A 19,082-nucleotide genomic window follows, 5' to 3' on the forward strand; every position below is an offset into this window, starting at 1 on the left:
GGACTGTCACCGCCTGGAAGGGATTGTCTCCGCCTAGACGACGTTGTCCGGCTGGAACTTGGGCACCCGCATGGTGATCAGGGTGCCTTGGCCGGGAGCGGTTTCCACCACCAGGCCATGTTCGTCCCCGTACACCTGCCGCAGCCGGGAGTCCACGTTGCGCAGGCCCACGTGATCGCCTTCGGTGTGCCCGGCGAGCACCTGCCGCAGATGCTCAGGATCCATCCCCACGCCGTCGTCCTCGATAGTGACGACGGCGTAGGCGCCGGCGTCGTGGGCGGTAATGGTGATGTGGCCGGTGCCCTCCTTCGCCTCCAGTCCGTGCCGGACGGCGTTCTCCACCAGCGGCTGGAGGGACAGGAAGGGAATTACCGTGCTGAGCACTTCGGGGCCGATCTGCAGGCTGACCTTGAGCCGGTCGCCGAAACGCGCCCGTTCCAGCAGCAGGTAGCGGTCGATGGATGTCAGTTCTTCCGCCACGGTGGTGAAGTCGCCGTGGCGCCGGAACGAGTAGCGGGTGAAGTCGGCGAACTCGATGACCAGTTCGCGGGCGCGCACCGGGTCAGTGAGGATGTACGACGCAATGGCGTTGAGCGAGTTGTAGATGAAGTGCGGGCTGATCTGCGCGCGCAGGGCCCGGACTTCGGCCTCCATCAGCAAGGTGCGCGAGGCGTCCAGCTCCGCCAGCTCGATCTGCGTGGCTACCCAGCCAGCTACCTCATTCGCGGCCCGGACCAGCGATGCCCCGACATGCTCGGTGTAGGCACCGACCGTCCCCACCACACGGTCCTGCACCTGGATGGGGGAGAAGACGGCCTCCGTCACGGGGTTTTCGCGCAGATCCGCGCCGGAAACGGCGAGCCTGGGCTTGCGGAAGACTTGGGTCCGGCCGCTGTCCAGCACCTTGCGCGCCAGCGCCATGGCCTCTTCTTCCCGCGGTCCGTGGGCGCCGTCCCACGCCAGCATCGAGGACTCGTCCGTGATGACCAGGTCGTTGCTGCCGAGCATTTCGCGCAGGTAGCGGGCGGCCTTGCCGGCGCCGGCGGGGGAGAGCCCGGTGCGCAGGAACGGCGCCGCCAGGCCGGCGGTGTGCAAGGTGGTGTACGTGGCCAGCTCGGCCTCGGACCCAAGATCCCGGCTGGAGCGGGCGAGCTTGAAGCCGATCAGTGCGATGACCGCCACCGTGACGGCCGCGATGGCCACAATGAGCGCGATGTCGACGGCCGTGCTGAACATTCCTCCACGATAAGCCCTCGTGACAGCGTCACCCGGGCGCCGCCGTCGTTGGTTGAACCGTAGGGCGCCGGAAAGCGCACGGCCGCTGCCGCGCCGGCGCAGGGAAGTTCCCTCGTCGCGTGCTGTTCGTCGCAGCGGGCCGCCGTTCACCGCAGGCCGGTTGCCGTTCACCGATCGCTCCCGCCCGGCATGAAGACATGTACTGAATCACATAAGAGAGTGATTGCAGTCACAAAATCCCCAAGAGGAGGAGACATGGGACAAAATCCCACCCCGGAGGCCGATTTCACGGCAGCCGTGGACTTCGAGAAAGTCCAGCAGGAACCGAAGTTCCAGGAGCTGCGGCGCCGGCACCGCAGCTTCGTGTTCCCCATGGCCATTGCATTCCTGCTGTGGTACTTCGCCTACGTCCTGTTGGCGGATTACGCGCACGACTTCATGTCCACCAAGGTGATCGGCAACATCAACGTCGGCTTGATCCTGGGACTGCTGCAGTTCGTCAGCACGTTCGCGATCACCATGTGGTACGTCAGCTTCGCCAACAAGAAGCTGGATCCGATCGCAGCCGAGATGCGCAGCGAGCTTGAGTCCGCGGCCGTCAAGCCCCAGGCAGGAGAAAAGAACTGATGCTTCCCTTGACCACCACCACGCAGGCCGAGACGCAGGTCGGCGAGCCCTGGCTGAACATCACCATTTTCGGCCTCTTCGTGGCGATCACCATGGTGATCGTGCTGCGGGCCAGCCGCAACAACAAGACGGCCGCCGACTATTACGCGGCCGGCCGCTCCTTCACCGGCGGACAGAACGGCACCGCGATTGCCGGCGACTACCTCTCCGCCGCGTCCTTCCTCGGGATCTGCGGGGCGATCGCCATCAACGGCTATGACGGCTTCATGTACTCCATCGGCTTCCTGGTCGCCTGGCTGGTAGCCCTGCTCCTGGTTGCGGAGCTGCTGCGCAACACCGGCAAGTTCACCATGGCGGACGTGCTCTCGTTCCGGCTGAAGCAGCGTCCGGTCCGCATCGCCGCGGCAACGACGACGCTGGCGGTCTGCTTCTTCTACCTGCTGGCCCAGATGGCCGGCGCGGGCGGACTCGTCTCGCTGCTGCTGGGCATCGACGACAGGCTTGGCCAGTCCATCGTCATTGTGGTGGTCGGTGCGCTGATGATCCTGTACGTACTGGTGGGCGGCATGAAGGGCACCACCTGGGTGCAGATCATCAAGGCCTGCCTGCTGATCGCCGGTGCGTTCGTGATGACCATCTGGGTGCTGGCGATGTACGGCTTCAACCTCTCGGCCCTGCTCGGCGATGCCGCTGCGACGGCCGGAACCACTGACATCCTGAATCCGGGAATGCAGTACGGTGCCAGCGAAACCTCCAAGTTCGACTTCATCTCGCTGGCTCTGGCGCTGGTCCTCGGTACCGCTGGGCTGCCGCACGTGCTGATGCGCTTCTACACCGTTCCCACCGCCAAGGAAGCCCGCAAGTCCGTGGTCTGGGCAATCTGGCTGATCGGCGCCTTCTACCTGTTCACCCTGGTGCTCGGCTACGGTGCCGGCGCGCTGATCGGACCGGATGTCATCGAGGCCGCTCCCGGCGGCGTGAACTCCGCTGCGCCGCTGCTGGCATTCGAGCTCGGCGGCCCGCTGCTGCTGGGACTGATCTCCGCCGTCGCGTTCGCGACCATCCTGGCCGTGGTGGCCGGCCTGACCATCACTGCTGCGGCTTCCTTTGCGCACGACATCTACGCCAATGTGGTCCGCAAGGGCCAGGTGGACGCCGACGGCGAAGTGAAGGTTGCCCGCCGTACCGTGGTGGTCATCGGTGTCCTCTCTATCCTGGGCGGCATCGGCGCCCAGGGCCAGAACATCGCCTTCCTGGTGGCGCTGGCCTTCGCGGTGGCGGCTTCGGCGAACCTGCCGACCATCATCTACTCGCTGTTCTGGAAGAAGTTCTCCACCCAGGGCGCCATCTGGTCCATGTACGGCGGTCTGGCCGCTGCGCTGTTCCTGATCGCGTTCTCTCCGGTGGTTTCCGGCACGGAGACCTCGATGATCCCGGGTGCGGACTTCGCCTGGTTCCCGCTGAAGAACCCGGGCATCATCTCGATCCCGCTGGCGTTCTTCCTCGGCTGGCTGGGCACTGTCCTCGACAAGCGCGTCGAGGATCCGGCCAAGCAGGCGGAAATGGAAGTCCGTTCACTGACGGGCGTCGGCGCCGAAAAGGCAGTCGACCACTAGCCGGACGGCTGCACTGCTGTACGGCAGATACAGCCATACGGCAACACGGCGGGCCCGGACATTTCCGGGCCCGCTTCGTGCTTTCCTGGCCGGTTTCCAGATGCGTCTTTGAGCGAGCGGAATTTCCAAGTCCGACGGCGTCTATGCAGGCGTGTGCAAGGGGTCCATGCTTGAGGCATGAGAGTCCTGGTGACCGGTGGCACGGGTTTCGTCGGCTGCCATATTGTGGCGGCGTTGGTTCAGGCGGGGCACAGTGTGCGGCTGCTGGTGCGTGACCGGGACAAAACGCAGGCCTCGCTGGCACCCTTTGGCGCCGACGTCGTTGCTGCCGCGCAGCAGGACGTCGTGGTGGGCGATGTGTTGGATCCACAGGCGGTGAGGGACGCCGTTAACGGATGTGACGCCGTCGTTCATGCGGCAGCCATTTATTCGCTGGATCCGCGGCGGTCCGCCGAGATCGAGCGGACCAATGTAGAGGCGGCGGAGAACGTCCTGGGCGAGGCCGTCCGGGCCCAGCTTTCACCGGTGGTGCACATTTCCACCTATGCCGTTCTGGTTCGGAAGGGTGGCACCGATCCATCGCTTCCGCTGGGTGACATTGACTATCCCTACACCCGCTCGAAAATCCTCTCGGAGCAGGTGGCCCGCGGTTTCCAGGCTGCCGGAAACCCGGTGGTGACCGTTTACCCAGGTTCGACGCTTGGGCCGCATGATCCTTACCGCGGCGACCAGAGTGAACGGCTTCGCTGGCTGGCGGCCGGACGGCTGCCAACCTGGCCCTCCGGCCGTACCCACTACACAGACGTGCGCGACGTCGCGGCGCTGGTTGCCGCCGTCGTCAACAAGAGCCGCGAACCGCGGCGCTATGTAGTTCCCGGCCACTTCGTGGACGGCAAGATGATCTTCGGCGCGCTCGAGCGGGTGACGGGGCGCAGGTATCCGTTCGTGACGGTACCGGCCCCGATGATGCTGGCGATGCTGCAGCCCATGGGCCTGCTCCAGCGCCGGCTGCCCGGACGGTGGACTCTGCCGGCCTATGCGGAGAGCATCGACATCCTCCGCCGCGGAACGGAGTTCGATACGTCGGCAGCCAGCGACGAGTTCGATGTGCATGCCCGGCCCTTTGACGAAACGATCCGGGACACTGTCCGCTGGCTGGTGGAGTCCGGACGGTTGCCGGCCAAATACGCCGTGGCGTAGCCGGGGTCAGGCCAGCTGCGGGTGGGCCAGCCGGACCGGCTCGGAGACAATGCGGCCGTCCCGGGTGTTGATGCCGGGCAACAGCTCGGGCAATCTGCGGGCGGCCGCGTCCAACCCGTCCTGCGTTATCGCTTTCACATAGGGCAGGGTGGCATTGGTCAGCGCGTAGGTAGAGGTGCGCGGCACCGCCCCGGGCATGTTGGCCACACAGTAGAACATCGTGTCGTGGACCGGATAGGTGGGATACGCGTGGGTGGTGGGACGGGAGTCCTCGAAACAGCCGCCCTGATCGATGGAGATGTCCACCAGCACCGCCCCCGACCGCATCCGGCTGACCAGTTCGTTGCTGACCAGCTTGGGCGCTTTGGCCCCCGGCACCAGCACCGCGCCGATGACCATGTCCGCGTCGCTGACTGCGGCGTCGAGTTCCAACGCATTGCTGACGATGGTATTGACCCTGCCGTGGTAGAGGTCGTCGAGTTCCTGCAGCCGGCGGACGTTCGTGTCCAGCACCGTGACATTCGCCCGCATTCCGACGGCGATGGAAACCGCGTTGGAGCCCGCCACACCGGCACCGATAACGACGACGTTGGCCGCGTGCGTGCCGGGGATGCCGCCGAGCAGGATCCCGCGCCCGCTTTGGGACTTCATCAGTGTGTGGGCCCCGACCTGCGGTGCGAGCCGGCCTGCCACCTCGGACATCGGCGCCAGCAGCGGCAGCGAGCGGTCCGCTAGTTGCACCGTTTCGTAGGCCACGGCCGTCACGCCGCGGTCGCACAATTCCTTGGTCAGCGCCGCATCGGCGGCCAGATGGAGGTAGGTGAAGAGGGTCAGGTCCTCGCGCAGCCGGTAGTATTCCTCCGCCACCGGTTCCTTGACCTTCAGCACCATCTCGGCCCGCGCCCACGTCTCGTCCGCCGAGCCGAGCACCGTGGCGCCGGCGGCGGCATAATCCTCGTCCGTGATGGAGGAGCCGTTGCCTGCCCCGGTTTCTACGAGCACGTCATGGCCGGCCAGCGTGAGCTCGTGTACACCGGATGGAGTAATGGCGACCCGGAACTCGTTGTTCTTTACTTCACGGGGAACACCGACTCGCATGGCATCTTCGCCTTTCTCTTTACGTCAGTCCGCGTCCGGTCCGCCGGCGCGCTGCAGCAGCGGCCCGATGCGGAACGGCACCAGCTCATGCATGGCCAGCGAAGTGTCCGTGCGCTCCACGCCGTCGATGGCCAGGACCTTCCCGTTGATCCGGAACAGGTCTTCGGCGCCGGTGGAGACTACCCGGGCCAGGATGTCGGCCTGTCCGGTAATGCCGAAGGCCTCCAGTACCTCGGGAATCAGGGCCAGCTCGTTAGTGATCTGCTCCAGCTTGGGCTGCTGGACGTGGATGTGGATGAAGGCAGCAAGCGGGTAGCCGAGGGCAGCCGGACTGATGCGGCGGTCGAAGGAGAGGAAAACGGATTTCTTCTCCAGCTGGCTCATGCGGGCCTGGACCGTATTGCGCGACAGTCCCAGCTCTTGGGCCAGGGCCACGACGGTACGCCGCGGGTCCTGCGCCAAGGCCATCAGCAATCGCGTGTCGGTGCCATCCAGAGGCTGCATAATGCGCAACGTTAGCACGGTCAAAACTGCTGCGACAGAGCATAATGCCCAGTTTTGGCTGGGGTTATTGCGCTTGCTGCATTCTGTGAGTATCGTCACAACTACCTGCCGGCAAAGGCGCCGGAAGGTCTGCAAAGGTGCCGCCGGATCCACAAGATCCGCGGGACCGACACAACGAGAAAAGGTTGCGTGCATCAAGTGTCCTTACATGGCATGAGGTCAGTATCCGGGGAAAATCTCGTCCAGCTGCTGACACCGGAGGGAACCCGGGCTGCCGGTCCTTACGATGAATGGGTAGCGGATATCGACGGGGCCCGCCTCCAGGGGCTGTACGAAGACATGGTGGTGGTGCGCCGGGTAGACCAGGAGGCGACCGCCCTGCAGCGACAGGGTGAACTGGCGCTCTGGCCCCCGTTGCTGGGGCAGGAGGCGGCGCAGATCGGATCGGGCCGCGCGCTCCGCCAGGACGATTTCGTCTTTTCCAGCTACCGCGAGAATGGCGTGGCCTATTGCCGCGGGGTCGACTACACGGACATGATCAGAGTCTGGCGCGGGAACGCACCCTCCGGCTGGGACCCGTATGAGATCAACATGGCCACGCCGCAGGTAATTATCGGGGCCCAGACCCTGCACGCAACCGGCTACGCCATGGCCACCAAGTTGGACGGCGCAGACTCTGTCGCCGTAGCGTATTTCGGCGACGGGGCCACCAGCCAGGGCGACGTCAACGAGGCCATGGTCTTCGCTGCCAGCTTCCAGGCGCCGGTGGTCTTCTTTTGCCAGAACAACCAGTGGGCCATTTCGGAACCGGTCACCCTCCAGGCGCAGCGGGACATCGCGGACCGTGCCCCCGGCTTCGGCATTCCGAGCGTGCGTGTGGACGGCAACGATGTCCTCGGCTGCATGGCCGTGACGCGCGAGGCTTTGGAGCGGGCGCGCAGCGGCGGCGGGCCGAGCTTTATCGAGGCGGTCACCTACCGCATGGGTCCGCATACGACGGCGGACGATCCCACCAGATACCGGGACCCGAACGAACTTGAAGACTGGAAGGGCCGCGATCCGATCGACCGGCTGGCCAGACTGCTGGACGCCGAAGGGCTGTTGGCCGGTGACTTCACCGATCGGGTGAACGCCAAGGCGGACGAGGTCGCCGGGCTACTGCGGCACGGCTGTGTGACCCTGCCAGAGCCCGGCGAACTGGACGTCTTCAATAACGTCTACACCACACCGCACCCGGTGCTGGAGCGCCAACGGGAGCACTATTCCCGTTATCTCGCCTCGTTCGAGGCGGCAGGGGGAGGCACGCGATGAGCACCATGACTTTTGGTCGGGCTATCAATACCGGCCTGCGCAAGGCGATGGAACATGATTCCAAGGTCGTGCTGATCGGCGAAGACATCGGCAAGCTGGGCGGTGTCTTCCGCATTACCGATGAACTGCAGAAAGACTTCGGTGCCCACCGGGTCATCGATGCCCCGCTGGCGGAATCCGCCATTCTGGGTACAGCCGTGGGTATGGCGTACCGCGGATACCGGCCGGTGTGCGAAATACAGTTTGACGGGTTCATCTATCCGGCCTTCAACCAGATAGTGAGCCAGGTAGCCAAACTGCACTACCGCACCCAGGGGAGGGTCAAGATGCCGCTGACTATCCGGGTTCCGTTCGGCGGCGGAATCGGAGCGGCGGAGCATCATTCGGAATCGCCGGAGGCTTATTTCATGCATACCTCCGGCCTGCGGGTGATCTCGGTATCCAATCCGCAGGATGCATTCGCGATGATCCAGCAGGCCATAGCCTGCGATGACCCGGTGCTCTTCTTCGAACCCAAGCGGCGGTACCACGTCAAGGGGGAGGTGGACGAAGAGGTTGACCTGGAATCCTTCTCCCTCGAGCAGGCTCGCGTGGAGATCCCCGGCGAAGACGTGACCCTGGTGGCGTACGGCGCCCTGGTGCAGGTTGCCAAGGACGCTGCCCTGGCCGCGCGGGAAGAAGGTATCTCGGTGGAAGTCATCGACCTGCGCTCGCTCTCCCCGCTGGACTTCGCCACACTGGAGAGCTCGGTCCGCAAGACCGGCCGCCTGGTCATCACCCATGAAGCGGCCATGACCGGAGGGCTCGGTGCGGAGGTGGCGGCGAGCATCACCGAACGGTGCTTCTACCATCTGGAACACGCACCCGTCCGTGTCACCGGATTCGATATTCCCTACCCGCCGGCAAAGATGGAACACCACCATCTTCCCGATCTGGACCGGATTCTGGATGGCGTGGACCGCGTCCTGGGCCGGACGAATTCGCTCAGCGGGCTGGAGGGGAATTGATGGGAATCAAGGTTTTTAAGCTGCCGGATCTGGGCGAAGGGCTCACCGAGTCGGAAATCGTCAGCTGGCACGTTGCCGAGGGCGACAGGGTGGAGCTGAACCAGATCCTGGGCGAAGTGGAAACCGCCAAGGCCGTCGTGGAATTGCCGTCCCCGTTTGCCGGCGTTATCACCGCCCTGCATGAAGCACCGGGCAGTACGGTCAACGTGGGAGAACCGATTGTCTCCTTCGAAGTGGCCGGCTCCGGCGACCCGTCCGAGAACGGCACCGGTGGCCAATCGTCGAACGCGTCGGCAACCGCCACGGCGGGTGGCCGCGAGGCGAATCTGGTGGGGTACGGCGCACGGGCCGAAGCAGCAGGCGCGCCCAGGCGCCGCCGTCGTGCCGGTGCCGTGGACGCAGGGGGAGCGGTTGCGGCGGACAGCACGCTTCGGGCACGCGAATCCGTTGTTGCAGCGACCGCCGGGCCCGCCGGGGAGGGGGCGGAATCCGTGCAGGAGCGGCCGCGGTCCACTCCTCCGGTCCGCAAGCTGGCCCGGGATCTGGGTATTGATCTCGCTAAGGTAACCGGAACGGGTGAGCAGGGGTTGATCACGCGGGCCGACGTCGAGCGTTTCCACGCCGGCGCTGGTGGAGACGGCGAACGAGGTAAGGAGCAGCCGGCTGAAGCCGCCACCACGCGGGCGGGGGGATGGCTGGCGGGTGCCGCGGAGCGCGAAAGCCGCATTCCGATCAAGGGCGTGCGGAAGCATACCGCCGCCGCGATGGTGGCCAGCGCCTTTACTGCCCCGCATGCCACGTCGTTCCTGACCGTGGATGTCACGCCGACGATGGAGCTGCTGGCCAAACTGCGGGAGAGCCGTGCCTTCAGGGACATCAAGGTCACGCCGTTGACCGTCCTGGCCAAGGCTATGTGCATCGCGCTGGAGCGTAATCCCTCGCTGAACTGGCGCTGGGACGAGGACAACCAGGAGATCATCCGGCAGAATTATGTGAATCTGGGCATCGCCGCCGCGACCGAACGCGGACTGATCGTGCCCAACATCAAGGACGCTAACACAATGGACCTGCGTCAACTCGCACAGGCACTGGGGGAGCTGACGGGCGCGGCAAGATCGGGGAAGACAGTCCCGGCAGACTTGTCCGGCGGAACCATTTCGATCACGAACATCGGTGTCTTCGGCATCGACGCCGGCACACCCATCATCAATCCGGGGGAGGCGGCGATCCTGGCCATGGGCTCGGTCCGCAGGCAACCTTGGGAATACCAGGGCGGCATTGCCCTGCGCCAGGTTGTCACGCTCAGCCTGTCCTTCGACCACCGCCTCGTGGACGGACAGCAGGGGGCGACGTTCCTGGCCGACGTCGGGACCATCCTGGCCGAGCCGGGGATGGTCCTGACGATGGTGTGAGGGCTAGACCAGTTCCAGGATTTCTTCGGTGACCACGGCGGCCCGGGCGTTGGCAAAGCCCTGGGCCTCGCCGATGGCCTTGAAGCCGGCCTTCTCCAGGACCTTGATGGAGCCCAGGTTGTCCTTGACGGCCCGTGCGCGGATGGGGCGGGCGGTGAATTCGCCGAGGAACTTCTCCACCGCTGCCGTGGTGATGCCGTGCCCCCAGTGCGACTTCGCGGTCCAGAACGTCAGTTCCGGGTAGCCGTCCGAGGGGTAGGCCATGACGCTGCCAACCACTTCGCCGTCGGCGGTGACGGTGCGGACAGTGATGGCCTCGTCGTTGAGGATGTTCTGCCAGTGGTGGTTGAAAACTCCACGGTCGGAGGGATTTTTGGCGGTGAAAGCAGCCATACGGTTGGAGTCGGGATCCTGCTGGTACTCGAAGAACTTGTCGAGGTCGGCAGGTTCCACGGGGCGAAGCTCAATCATGGCGAACCTTTCGGCTAGGGGTCTTTATTGAAGCCTACTCGGCTTTCAGCGCCGCCCATGCCATTGTTTCCAGCAGATTGCGCCGCCACGCCTTGTCGCGCACCGCCTTGCCCCGGTGGGTGGTGTGCGGCGTGGAGTTGATCAGGCCGAAGGCGGCATGGGCGCGCACCCGCAAGCGGGCGGGCTCGTGCTCGGGAAGCAGCCGGGAAAGGACAGCAACCCAGACTTCGACGTAGGCCCGCTGGAGGGCCCGCACGGTCTGTGAATCCTCCGGCGGCAAGCTGTCCAGATCGCGGTCGTGGACACGGATGACGTCCGGATTGCGCAGGGCAAAGTCCACCTGGAATTCGATCAGTCCGCGCAGGGCCTCTTCGGGACCGGGGGAATTTTCCACCACGGCCTTTCCGCCGTCGAGCAGGTCCTGGCTCACCCCGGTCAGCAGGGCGGACAGCACCGCATGCTTGCTGCTGAAGTGCCGGTAGACGGCGGGACCGCTGACACCCGCGGCGGAGCCGAGGTCCTCGATCGAGACGCCGTTGAAGCCGCGCTCCGCGAAGAGTTTCGCGGCGGCGCTCAGCAGGGCCGCGCGGCGCGAGGCCTTCGCCAGGCTCCGGCCGGTGACCCTGCCCGTGTCGGCACTGGCCACAGGCCCTGGGCCCGCTGGTGAGCCGGTTCCGGTGGCTGAGCTAGGGGACACGTACGTCCCTCCTGTTCGGATGAATGCTGGACAATCCGGTTAACGCGAACTAACCTGAATTTCAGTTAGTACAGACTAACCAAAAGCGTTTCGTTGGCCAGCTTGCTGAACGGCAGCGGGACTGGAAAACGGCACCTACCGCGCGAAGAAAGATGTCGATGGAGACACTGCCTTCCCGGGTGGACACTACCAGCCCGGGCTACCTGGAGAACGAAGCGGCGCAATGCGCACTGGTTGAGGAACTGCGCGGCAAGCTCGCGACGGCGGCGCTTGGCGGTCCGGAAAAGTCCCGGCGGCGCCACGTGGACCGCGGCAAACTGCTGCCGCGCGAGCGCGTCGATGCCCTGCTGGACGCGGGCAGCCCCTTCCTGGAGCTCTCACCGCTGGCCGCGGACGGAATGTACGACGGCGATTCGCCCGGCGCCGGGATCATCACCGGGATCGGGCTCGTGCACGGGCGCCATGTCCTGGTGATCTCCAATGACGCCACGGTCAAGGGCGGAACCTATTACCCGATGACGGTGAAGAAGCACCTGCGGGCCCAGGAAGTGGCGCTGGAAAACAACCTGCCGTGCATCTACTTGGTGGATTCCGGCGGAGCCTTCCTGCCCAAACAGGACGAGGTCTTTCCTGACCGGGAGCATTTCGGCCGGATCTTCTACAACCAGGCCAATCTCTCGGCGCGCAAGATTCCGCAGATCGCGGCCGTCCTGGGTTCCTGCACGGCCGGCGGGGCCTACGTGCCGGCGATGAGCGACGAAAGCGTCATCGTACGCAACCAGGGCACCATCTTCCTGGGTGGTCCGCCACTGGTGAAGGCTGCCATCGGCGAAGTGGTCAGTGCCGAGGACCTCGGCGGCGGGGACGTCCACGCCAAGGTCTCCGGCGTAACGGACCATCTGGCCGAAACGGACCAGCACGCCCTGGAAATCGTCCGGGACATCGTTTCCACCCTGCCCGTAGTCGAGCCGGCCTGGGACGTGGCAGCCGCCGAACCGCCGTCGGCCGATCCCACGGAGCTCTATGGGACGGTCCCCACGGATGTGAACGCCTCCTACGACGTCCGGGAGGTAATCGCCCGGGTGGTGGACGGGAGCCTGTTCCACGAGTTCAAGCGGGAGTACGGGGCCACGCTGGTCACCGGCTTCGCCCGGATCCACGGGCACCAAGTCGGGATCGTGGCCAATAACGGCGTGCTGTTCAGCGAGTCCGCGCTCAAGGGGGCCCACTTCATCGAGCTCTGCGACCAGCGCGGCATCCCGCTGGTTTTCCTGCAGAACCTCTCCGGGTTCATGGTCGGCCGCGATTACGAGGCAGGCGGCATCGCCAAACACGGTGCCAAGATGGTCACCGCCGTCGCCACCGCCCGCGTGCCCAAATTGACCGTCATCATCGGCGGCTCGTTCGGCGCGGGCAACTACTCCATGTGCGGGCGCGCCTACTCGCCGCGTTTCCTTTGGATGTGGCCGGCCAGCCGGATCTCTGTGATGGGCGGCAATCAGGCCTCGTCGGTACTCTCCACCGTCAAGCGCGACCAGATCGAAGCCGCGGGCGGCGAATGGCCGGCCGCGGAGGAGGAAGCCTTCAAGGCACCCATCCGCGAGCAGTACGAGGCGCAGGGCAACCCATACTATTCCACCGCCAGGATCTGGGATGACGGGATCATCGACCCGGCGGACACGCGCCGGGTCCTTGGCCTCGCGCTGGATGTCTGTGCCCGCCAGCCGCTGCCGGAGACGTCCTTCGGCCTGTTCAGAATGTGAGCGCCATGCCCGAACAGCTCTTCACTACGGTACTGATCGCCAACCGCGGGGAAATAGCCTGCCGGGTGATCCGCACCTGCCGCCGGCTGGGCATCAGAACGGTCGCCGTCTATTCCGACGCCGACGCCGATGCCCGGCACGTGCGCGAAGCCGACCTTGCGGTCAGGATCGGCCCGCCGGCGCCGACGGCCAGCTACCTGAACATCGAGGCCATCATCTCCGCCTGCCGCGAAACCGGCGCCGAGGCCGTCCACCCGGGCTACGGTTTCCTGAGCGAAAGCCTCGCCTTTGCCGAGGCGCTGGAGGCCGCCGGCATCACCTTCATCGGGCCGAACGTGAAGGCCATCGGCGTTATGGGGGACAAGATCCGGTCCAAGAACCACGTGGCCGGCTACCAAGTGCCGGTGGTGCCCGGCCTGGCCGAACCCGGGCTGAGCGATGAGCAGCTGGTCAATGCGGCCGACGGCGTGGGCTACCCGCTGCTGATCAAGCCTTCGGCCGGCGGCGGCGGGAAGGGCATGCACGTTGTGGACGGCCCGGACCAGCTGCCGGCGACCCTGGCCACTGCCCGCCGTGTGGCTGCGTCCGCCTTCGGGGACGACACGCTGTTCCTGGAGAAGCTGATCCGCAGCCCGCGCCATATTGAGGTGCAGGTTCTGGCCGACAACCACGGCAACGTCATCCACCTGGGCGAACGCGAATGCTCCCTCCAGCGCCGGCACCAGAAGGTGATCGAGGAAGCCCCCTCGCCGCTGCTCGACGAGGCCACCCGCGCCCGGATCGGCGAGGCCGCGTGCAACGCCGCCCGCAGCGTGGACTACAGCGGGGCCGGCACGGTCGAATTCCTGGTCTCCGACGAGGCGCCGGACGAGTTCTACTTTATGGAGATGAACACCCGGCTGCAGGTGGAGCACCCGGTGACGGAACTGGTCACCGGGCTGGATCTGGTCGAATGGCAGCTGCGCATCGCAGCAGGCGGGCAGCTGACGATAGCCCAGTCCGATGTCGTTCTCATCGGACATGCGGTGGAAGCGCGCCTGTATGCGGAGAATCCGGAACAGGACTTCCTGCCCTCCGCGGGTACGGTGCTGGCGCTGCACGAAGCATCCGGCGACGGCATCCGGGTGGACAGTTCGCTGCTGCCCGGGCTCGAAATTTCCAGCAGCTACGACCCGATGCTCGCCAAGGTCATTGCCTGGGGCGAGGACCGGGAGGAGGCGCTGGACCGGCTGGACCGGGCGCTGGGGGAGACCGTGGTGCTGGGCGTGCCCAACAACGTCGAGTACCTGCGGCTGCTCCTGAACGACGACGACGTGCGCGCCGGCCGCCTGGACACCACGCTCATCGAACGGAAACTGCCGCACCTGGCGTTCCGCCGGATCAGCGACGGCGAACTCGCGGTTGCCGGGGTGGCCTGGCTGGAGGGCAGACGGGCCAGGCAGGAAACCGGGCCGCCGGAGTCCCTGAGGGCTGGCTCCCCGCAGTCTGGCTCCCTGCGGGCTGATTCCCCGTGGACCGCCGGCGATGGCTGGCGGGTGGGCGGCGCCGTGCCCACCGTGATCAGTTTTGCCATGCCCCACGGGGAACCGCGCGAGGTTGCGCTGACCCGACTGGATTCCGGGAGCCCGGGCAGCCTGGCAAGCTTCCGTGTGGAAGTAGCCGGGAGCAGCTTTAAGGTGAGCCTTGAGCATGAGGCGGGCGCCGCTGTCGTCAATGGGGTGCGCAAGCCCTTCCGCCACGCCGTGGATCCCGGCACCGGCACGGTCTGGCTCGCCGACGCCGGCTTCAGTGCCGCGTTGACGGTACGGGACCGGAAGCGCCGCCTGGCCGAGGCGCTGGAGCGGATCCACCGCGAGGAGGGCGAGCTGTCACCCGAGGTGCGCTCGCCGATGCCGGGCACCGTGACCGCCGTCGCCGTGAGCAACGGGGACCACGTGGAGGCAGGGCAGACCGTGCTGACCGTGGAAGCCATGAAAATGGAGCACCAGCTCACCGCGGCCGTGGCCGGAGAAGTAAGTGTCCATCTCAAACCCGGCGATCTGGTCAAAGCCGGCCAGATTGTCGCCGTCGTCGCCGCAGCAGATCCTGCCGGCGGGACGGAAGCAACGGAACAGAAGGAAGCCGAGCATGCCTGATTTTTCCCTCAGCGAGGACCACCAGGACCTGGTGGACACCGTCCGGGACTTCGCCGACCAAGTAGTGGCCCCGGTGTCCGCCAAACACGACGAAGACCACACCTTCCCCTACGAGGTGGTCAAACAGATGGGCGAGATGGGCCTTTTCGGGCTGCCCTTCCCGGAAGAATACGGCGGCATGGGCGGGGACTACTTCGCGCTGGCGCTGGCCTTGGAGGAGCTGGGCCGGGTGGACCAGTCGGTGGCCATCACTCTGGAGGCCGGCGTCTCGCTGGGCGCCATGCCGATCTACCGCTTCGGCACGGAGGAGCAGAAGGCTGCGTGGCTGCCCATGCTCGCCAGCGGCCAGGCGCTCGCCGGCTTCGGCCTGACGGAACCCGAGGCCGGATCGGACGCGGGCGGCACCAAGACCCGGGCCCAGCTGGTGGCAGGGGACCAGGGCAGCCAATGGGTCATCAACGGGAGCAAGGAGTTCATCACCAACTCCGGCACGGACATCACCAAGCTGGTCACCGTCACGGCGGTCACGGGCACCTCGGAGCGGCAGGACGGGACCACCAAGAAGGAAATCTCCACCATCCTGGTGCCTACGGACACGCCCGGCTTTACCGCGGAGAAGGCCTACAACAAGGTCGGCTGGAATGCGTCGGACACGCATCCGCTCACGTTGAAGGACGTGCATGTGCCCGAAGCCAACCTCCTGGGGGAGCGCGGGCGGGGCTACGCCAACTTCCTGCAGATCCTGGACGAGGGCCGCATCGCGATCGCCGCGCTCGCCACCGGCGCGGCGCAGGGCTGCGTGGACGAATCGGTGCGGTACGCCAAGGACCGCCAGGCCTTCGGGACCAATATCGGTTCCTTCCAGGCGATCCAGTTCAAGATCGCCCGCATGAAGGCCCGCGCCCACACCGCCCGGCTGGCCTACTACGACGCCGCGGCGAGGATGCTTGCCGGCAAGCCCTTCAAAACCCACTCCGCTATTGCAAAGATGGTGGCAGGCGAAGCGGCCATGGACAACGCCCGCGACGCCACGCAGATCTTCGGCGGGTTCGGGTTCATCAATGAGTCCCGGGTGGCACGGCATTACCGGGACTCGAAGATTCTTGAAATCGGCGAAGGGACCACCGAGGTGCAGCTGATGCTCATCGCCCGCGAACTGGGGCTCTGACCGCGCACCAGCCACGATCGACGGAAGGCTAGGGACAACGTGATTAAGAAGGTTGTAGGCAGCGCGGCGGAAGCCGTGGCCGATATCCAGGACGGGGCCTCGCTGGCCGTGGGAGGTTTCGGCCTGTGCGGCATCCCGGTGACCCTGATCCAGGCCCTCCACGACCGCGGCACCAAGGACCTGGAAACCATCAGCAACAACTGCGGCGTGGACGACTGGGGTCTCGGCGTGCTGCTGGCGGACGGCAGGATCCGCCGGACCATCAGCTCCTATGTGGGCGAGAACAAGGAGTTCGCGCGGCAATACCTCGCCGGCGAACTCGAGGTGGAGCTGACCCCGCAGGGCACGCTGGCCGAGAAACTGCGCGCCGGCGGCGCCGGCATTCCGGCCTTCTATACGACGGCGGGGGTCGGCACACAGGTCAGCGAGGGGGGACTGCCGCAAAAGTACGACGCCGAGGGGAACGTTGCGATTGCTTCGGCACCTAAGGAGGTGCGGAGCTTCGGCGGCGCGGACTACGTGCTCGAAGAGTCGCTGCGGCCGGACTTCGGTCTGGTGCATGCATGGAAGGGCGACCGGCTGGGCAACCTGGTCTTCCACGTGACCGCGATGAACTTCAATCCGCTGGCGGCGATGGCAGGCAAAGTCACCATCGCCGAGGTGGAGGAACTGGTGGAACCGGGCGAGCTGGATCCGCAGCACATCCACACGCCGGGTATCTTCGTCCAGCGCGTGGTGGTGGCCGGTGACGTGGAGAAACGGATCGAGAAGCGTACGGTCACCGAGGCCGGCACGGGGAAGGGGAACTGACGATGGCACTGACGCGCACCGAACTCGCCGCCCGCGTAGCCAAGGAGCTGCGCAACGGCCAGTACGTGAACCTAGGCATCGGGATGCCCACCCTCATCCCCAATTACATTCCCGACGGCGTGGAGGTGGTGCTGCATTCCGAGAACGGCATTCTCGGCGTCGGGCCCTATCCCACCGAGGAGAACCTTGACCCGGATCTGATCAACGCCGGCAAGGAAACGGTCACGCTCAACCGGGGTGCGGCGATCTTCGACTCGGCGACCTCCTTCGGCATGGTCCGCGGCGGACACGTGGACGTGGCGGTCCTCGGCGCGATGGAAGTCGCCGAAAACGGAGACCTGGCCAACTGGATGGTGCCGGGCAAGATGGTCAAGGGCATGGGCGGGGCCATGGACCTGGTCTTCGGCGCCAAGCGGCTGATCGTGATGATGGAGCACGTGGACCGGAAGGGCAACCCGAAGATCCTCAAGAGCTGCTCGCTCCCGCTGACCGGCAAGGGCTGCGTGGACCGGATCATCACCGACCTGGCCGTCATCGATGTGACCGAAGACGGACTGGTGCTGCGTGAAGTAGCGCCGGGCGTCGGCGTGGACGAGGTCGTGGCCGCCACTGGTGCGGACCTGAACATCGAGGAGCACGAGGTCGACGACGTATGAGCACCGGAAGCGGCGAGGATCTGCGGACCACCATCACGCAGCGCGGCCTCTACTACGACGAGCTCCAGCCCGGCACCGTCTACGCGCACCGGCCGGGCCGGACCATCACCGAAGCGGACAACGTCCTGTTCACCACGATGACCATGAACAGCCAGGCCCTGCACCTGGACGCCGACTGGTCCGCGTCGCAGCCGTTCGGGCAGCGGCTGGTGAACTCCATGTTTACGCTCGCCACTGTGGTGGGCCAATCCGTTACCCAGCTCACGCAGGGCACCATCGTGGCCCAGCTGGGACTGACGGACATCAACTTTCCGCATCCGCTCTTCCACGGCGACACGCTGTACACGGAGACGATCGTGACGGACAAACGGCTCTCGGCCTCGCGGCGCGGCCAGGGGATTGTCACCATGAGCCATACCGGCCGGAACCAGCACGAGGACATTGTCGCCACGGCGGTCCGCAGTTGCCTGATGTGGACCGAAGAAGGGCACCGGCAGAGCCAGACCGAGCCGGAGGCCAGGAACCGCTTCCGGAACCAGGAGCTCGGCTGATGTTTACCATGGGCCCGGCCATCCTGTTCTGTCCCGCGGACCGGCCCGAGCGATATGCCAAGGCGGCGGACCGCGCGGATGCGGTCATCCTGGACCTGGAGGACGCCGTGGCACCGGCGGATCGGGCGCAGGCCCGGCAAGCCGTCGTCGACAACCCGCTGGATCCGGAGCGGACCATCGTGCGGGTCAATCCGCTCGGAACCGAAGACCACGCCTTGGACATGGCGGCACTGCAGCGTACCGGCTACACCACCATCATGCTGGCCAAATCGGAGAACGCGGAGGCCATTGCCGGGCTGGCAGGGTACGGCGTCGTGGCGCTGTGCGAGACGGCGCTGGGCATCCTTGCCGCCCCGGACATCGCGCGCACCGGGAACGTCGTCGCGCTGATGTGGGGCGCGGAAGACCTGCTGGCCTCGCTCGGCGGAACCTCCAGCCGGAACCCCGCCGGAACGTACCGGGACGTCGCCCGGCAGGCGCGCTCGCAGGTCCTGCTGGCGGCTGGCGCCTACGGCAAGACGGCCATCGATTCGGTCTACGTGGACATTCCGGATCTGGACGGACTGGCTGCCGAGGCCGACGACGCCGTGGCCTGCGGATTCGGAGCCAAGGCCGTGATCCATCCAAGCCAGATACCGGTCATCCGCGCCGCATACCTCCCTTCCGAGGCGGCCGTCGCCGATGCCGCGGCGCTGCTGGAGGCGGCCCGGACGGAACCGGGTGTGTTCCGTTTCCGCGGCAAGATGGTGGACGGCCCGCTGATCAAGCACGCCGAGCAGACCCTGCGCCGGGCCGGGCTGGCAGGATGACGGGAAACGAG

Annotated in this window: 18 protein-coding genes; 13 read left to right on the forward strand and 5 right to left on the reverse strand. The window is 66.1% G+C overall.

Going from position 1 to position 19,082, the window contains the following annotated elements:
- Window positions 1-33: 33 nt before the first annotated feature.
- Complete coding sequence (locus AC3A4M_RS18075) at window positions 34-1,236, reverse strand: histidine kinase (protein WP_498737450.1); 1,203 nt, start codon at window positions 1,234-1,236, stop codon at window positions 34-36.
- A gap of 255 nt (window positions 1,237-1,491) precedes the next feature.
- Here AC3A4M_RS18075 and AC3A4M_RS18080 point away from each other — a divergent pair, with 255 nt between their 5' ends.
- The 3 genes from AC3A4M_RS18080 to AC3A4M_RS18090 all read left to right on the forward strand — a co-directional run bounded on the left by AC3A4M_RS18080 (window position 1,492) and on the right by AC3A4M_RS18090 (window position 4,679).
- The gene (locus AC3A4M_RS18080; RefSeq protein ID WP_498737452.1) at window positions 1,492-1,863 is read left to right on the forward strand and encodes a DUF485 domain-containing protein; all 372 of its coding nucleotides are present in this window, start codon (window positions 1,492-1,494) and stop codon (window positions 1,861-1,863) included.
- A complete protein-coding gene (locus tag AC3A4M_RS18085) occupies window positions 1,863-3,479 on the forward strand; it encodes a monocarboxylic acid transporter (protein WP_498728597.1) in 1,617 nt (538 codons plus the stop codon). Before AC3A4M_RS18080 ends, AC3A4M_RS18085 begins: the two co-directional genes overlap by 1 nt.
- Before the next feature lie 177 nt (window positions 3,480-3,656).
- Window positions 3,657-4,679: an NAD-dependent epimerase/dehydratase family protein gene (locus tag AC3A4M_RS18090; RefSeq protein WP_498737454.1), complete on the forward strand. Its 1,023-nt coding sequence runs from the start codon at window positions 3,657-3,659 to the stop codon at window positions 4,677-4,679.
- Between the two features lie 6 nt (window positions 4,680-4,685).
- Here the strand turns inward: AC3A4M_RS18090 and ald are convergent, their stop codons facing one another.
- Window positions 4,686-5,777 (reverse strand): alanine dehydrogenase, encoded by a 1,092-nt coding sequence (ald, locus tag AC3A4M_RS18095; RefSeq protein ID WP_498737455.1) that lies wholly within the window; start codon window positions 5,775-5,777, stop codon window positions 4,686-4,688.
- A 24-nt stretch (window positions 5,778-5,801) separates the two neighbouring features.
- Window positions 5,802-6,281 (reverse strand): Lrp/AsnC family transcriptional regulator, encoded by a 480-nt coding sequence (locus AC3A4M_RS18100; RefSeq protein WP_498737457.1) that lies wholly within the window; start codon window positions 6,279-6,281, stop codon window positions 5,802-5,804.
- 213 nt (window positions 6,282-6,494) lie between these two features.
- Between AC3A4M_RS18100 and pdhA the strand changes: the two genes are divergently transcribed.
- From pdhA to AC3A4M_RS18115, 3 genes are read left to right on the forward strand one after another with little or no spacing between them, the layout of a single operon-like run.
- On the forward strand, window positions 6,495-7,592 hold the full coding sequence (pdhA, locus tag AC3A4M_RS18105; protein WP_498737459.1) for a pyruvate dehydrogenase (acetyl-transferring) E1 component subunit alpha: 1,098 nt from the start codon (window positions 6,495-6,497) through the stop codon (window positions 7,590-7,592).
- Window positions 7,589-8,599, forward strand: a complete 1,011-nt coding sequence (locus AC3A4M_RS18110) for an alpha-ketoacid dehydrogenase subunit beta (RefSeq protein ID WP_498728593.1) — start codon at window positions 7,589-7,591, stop codon at window positions 8,597-8,599. The genes pdhA and AC3A4M_RS18110 overlap by 4 nt, the downstream gene beginning before the upstream one ends.
- Window positions 8,599-10,011, forward strand: a complete 1,413-nt coding sequence (locus tag AC3A4M_RS18115; RefSeq protein ID WP_498737460.1) for a dihydrolipoamide acetyltransferase family protein — start codon at window positions 8,599-8,601, stop codon at window positions 10,009-10,011. Before AC3A4M_RS18110 ends, AC3A4M_RS18115 begins: the two co-directional genes overlap by 1 nt.
- Before the next feature lie 3 nt (window positions 10,012-10,014).
- Here the strand turns inward: AC3A4M_RS18115 and AC3A4M_RS18120 are convergent, their stop codons facing one another.
- On the reverse strand, window positions 10,015-10,482 hold the full coding sequence (locus AC3A4M_RS18120) for a GNAT family N-acetyltransferase (RefSeq protein WP_139005954.1): 468 nt from the start codon (window positions 10,480-10,482) through the stop codon (window positions 10,015-10,017).
- 34 nt (window positions 10,483-10,516) lie between these two features.
- The gene (locus tag AC3A4M_RS18125; RefSeq protein ID WP_498728591.1) at window positions 10,517-11,128 is read right to left on the reverse strand and encodes an SACE_7040 family transcriptional regulator; all 612 of its coding nucleotides are present in this window, start codon (window positions 11,126-11,128) and stop codon (window positions 10,517-10,519) included.
- 209 nt (window positions 11,129-11,337) lie between these two features.
- Here AC3A4M_RS18125 and AC3A4M_RS18130 point away from each other — a divergent pair, with 209 nt between their 5' ends.
- From AC3A4M_RS18130 to AC3A4M_RS18160, 7 genes are read left to right on the forward strand one after another with little or no spacing between them, the layout of a single operon-like run.
- On the forward strand, window positions 11,338-12,942 hold the full coding sequence (locus tag AC3A4M_RS18130; RefSeq protein WP_498737462.1) for a carboxyl transferase domain-containing protein: 1,605 nt from the start codon (window positions 11,338-11,340) through the stop codon (window positions 12,940-12,942).
- A gap of 5 nt (window positions 12,943-12,947) precedes the next feature.
- Window positions 12,948-15,077: an acetyl/propionyl/methylcrotonyl-CoA carboxylase subunit alpha gene (locus AC3A4M_RS18135; RefSeq protein ID WP_498737464.1), complete on the forward strand. Its 2,130-nt coding sequence runs from the start codon at window positions 12,948-12,950 to the stop codon at window positions 15,075-15,077.
- Complete coding sequence (locus tag AC3A4M_RS18140; RefSeq protein WP_498737465.1) at window positions 15,070-16,245, forward strand: acyl-CoA dehydrogenase family protein; 1,176 nt, start codon at window positions 15,070-15,072, stop codon at window positions 16,243-16,245. Before AC3A4M_RS18135 ends, AC3A4M_RS18140 begins: the two co-directional genes overlap by 8 nt.
- Window positions 16,246-16,284: 39 nt before the next feature.
- A complete protein-coding gene (locus tag AC3A4M_RS18145; RefSeq protein ID WP_498737467.1) occupies window positions 16,285-17,055 on the forward strand; it encodes a CoA transferase subunit A in 771 nt (256 codons plus the stop codon).
- A gap of 2 nt (window positions 17,056-17,057) precedes the next feature.
- Window positions 17,058-17,711, forward strand: coding sequence for a CoA transferase subunit B (locus AC3A4M_RS18150; RefSeq protein ID WP_498737469.1), 654 nt, complete (start codon window positions 17,058-17,060; stop codon window positions 17,709-17,711).
- Window positions 17,708-18,262 (forward strand): MaoC family dehydratase, encoded by a 555-nt coding sequence (locus tag AC3A4M_RS18155; protein ID WP_498737471.1) that lies wholly within the window; start codon window positions 17,708-17,710, stop codon window positions 18,260-18,262. Before AC3A4M_RS18150 ends, AC3A4M_RS18155 begins: the two co-directional genes overlap by 4 nt.
- Window positions 18,262-19,071, forward strand: a complete 810-nt coding sequence (locus AC3A4M_RS18160) for an HpcH/HpaI aldolase/citrate lyase family protein (protein ID WP_498737473.1) — start codon at window positions 18,262-18,264, stop codon at window positions 19,069-19,071. The genes AC3A4M_RS18155 and AC3A4M_RS18160 overlap by 1 nt, the downstream gene beginning before the upstream one ends.
- Window positions 19,072-19,082: the final 11 nt, after the last annotated feature.

This window comes from Arthrobacter sp. Soil_C_60 (assembly GCF_057656375.1).

Coding starts and splice junctions, on each gene's coding strand:
- AC3A4M_RS18075 (WP_498737450.1), bottom strand. CDS start 1,236: ATGTTCAGCACGGCCGTCGACATCGCGCTCATTGTGGCCATCGCGGCC.
- AC3A4M_RS18080 (WP_498737452.1), top strand. CDS start 1,492: ATGGGACAAAATCCCACCCCGGAGGCCGATTTCACGGCAGCCGTGGAC.
- AC3A4M_RS18085 (WP_498728597.1), top strand. CDS start 1,863: ATGCTTCCCTTGACCACCACCACGCAGGCCGAGACGCAGGTCGGCGAG.
- AC3A4M_RS18090 (WP_498737454.1), top strand. CDS start 3,657: ATGAGAGTCCTGGTGACCGGTGGCACGGGTTTCGTCGGCTGCCATATT.
- ald (WP_498737455.1), bottom strand. CDS start 5,777: ATGCGAGTCGGTGTTCCCCGTGAAGTAAAGAACAACGAGTTCCGGGTC.
- AC3A4M_RS18100 (WP_498737457.1), bottom strand. CDS start 6,281: ATGCAGCCTCTGGATGGCACCGACACGCGATTGCTGATGGCCTTGGCG.
- pdhA (WP_498737459.1), top strand. CDS start 6,495: ATGAGGTCAGTATCCGGGGAAAATCTCGTCCAGCTGCTGACACCGGAG.
- AC3A4M_RS18110 (WP_498728593.1), top strand. CDS start 7,589: ATGAGCACCATGACTTTTGGTCGGGCTATCAATACCGGCCTGCGCAAG.
- AC3A4M_RS18115 (WP_498737460.1), top strand. CDS start 8,599: ATGGGAATCAAGGTTTTTAAGCTGCCGGATCTGGGCGAAGGGCTCACC.
- AC3A4M_RS18120 (WP_139005954.1), bottom strand. CDS start 10,482: ATGATTGAGCTTCGCCCCGTGGAACCTGCCGACCTCGACAAGTTCTTC.
- AC3A4M_RS18130 (WP_498737462.1), top strand. CDS start 11,338: ATGGAGACACTGCCTTCCCGGGTGGACACTACCAGCCCGGGCTACCTG.
- AC3A4M_RS18135 (WP_498737464.1), top strand. CDS start 12,948: ATGCCCGAACAGCTCTTCACTACGGTACTGATCGCCAACCGCGGGGAA.
- AC3A4M_RS18140 (WP_498737465.1), top strand. CDS start 15,070: ATGCCTGATTTTTCCCTCAGCGAGGACCACCAGGACCTGGTGGACACC.
- AC3A4M_RS18150 (WP_498737469.1), top strand. CDS start 17,058: ATGGCACTGACGCGCACCGAACTCGCCGCCCGCGTAGCCAAGGAGCTG.
- AC3A4M_RS18155 (WP_498737471.1), top strand. CDS start 17,708: ATGAGCACCGGAAGCGGCGAGGATCTGCGGACCACCATCACGCAGCGC.
- AC3A4M_RS18160 (WP_498737473.1), top strand. CDS start 18,262: ATGTTTACCATGGGCCCGGCCATCCTGTTCTGTCCCGCGGACCGGCCC.